This window comes from Micromonospora sp. D75 (assembly GCF_018070405.1).
In the GTDB taxonomy this organism is placed as follows: domain Bacteria; phylum Actinomycetota; class Actinomycetes; order Mycobacteriales; family Micromonosporaceae; genus Micromonospora; species Micromonospora chalcea.
Genome location: NZ_JAGPXV010001156.1, coordinates 1 through 557, shown reverse-complemented (window position 1 = coordinate 557; position 557 = coordinate 1). Strand labels below are relative to the sequence as shown.

1 pseudogene is annotated in these 557 nt (G+C 79.9%); it reads right to left on the bottom strand.

The window, feature by feature from the left end:
* A pseudogene (locus tag KBX39_RS32610) lies at positions 1–557 on the bottom strand (hypothetical protein); the annotation flags it as partial.

Sequence of the window (557 nt, the reverse complement as noted above, 5' to 3'; positions counted from 1 at the left end):
GCCCGGACCCGTGCCCGTGCCCGGACCTGCGACCGGGTCGGGGCGGCCCGCGGCGAGGACGTCGATGGCCGAGGTCCGGCGCCCCGGGGGCAGCAGACCCGGCATGGGCTGGCCGTGGCTCGTGTCTGCGACGGCCGGGCGCTCACCCGCCGGCCGTTCCGCAGCGGTCGGCAGATCGGCGGCGGGCAGATCCGCGAGGGCCGGCCGGCCGGCGGCGGGAAGATCGGTACCGGCCGGAGCCGTCGCCGTGGCCGAGCCGCCGGGCTCCGGCCAGTTCCAGTGCGCGGGCGCGGCGGCGCCGCTCGTCACCGGCGGCGCGGGCGGGGCGGCCGGGACGCCCGGAGCGGCCGAGTGCGGCAGCGGTGCGAGGATGTCGGTGGCCTCGACGGCGTCGGGATCGCCGCCGGCGGTGACCGGCCGGGGCAGCATCGTGGTGGCGGTGGAGCCGAGCGCACCGGCGACCACAGCGATCAGCGCGCCGTAGTAGGGCGCGAGCTGGTACCTGTCGGTCGCCGCGCCCGGGCCGGCAGTCAGGTAGGCGAACGCGACGAGCACCG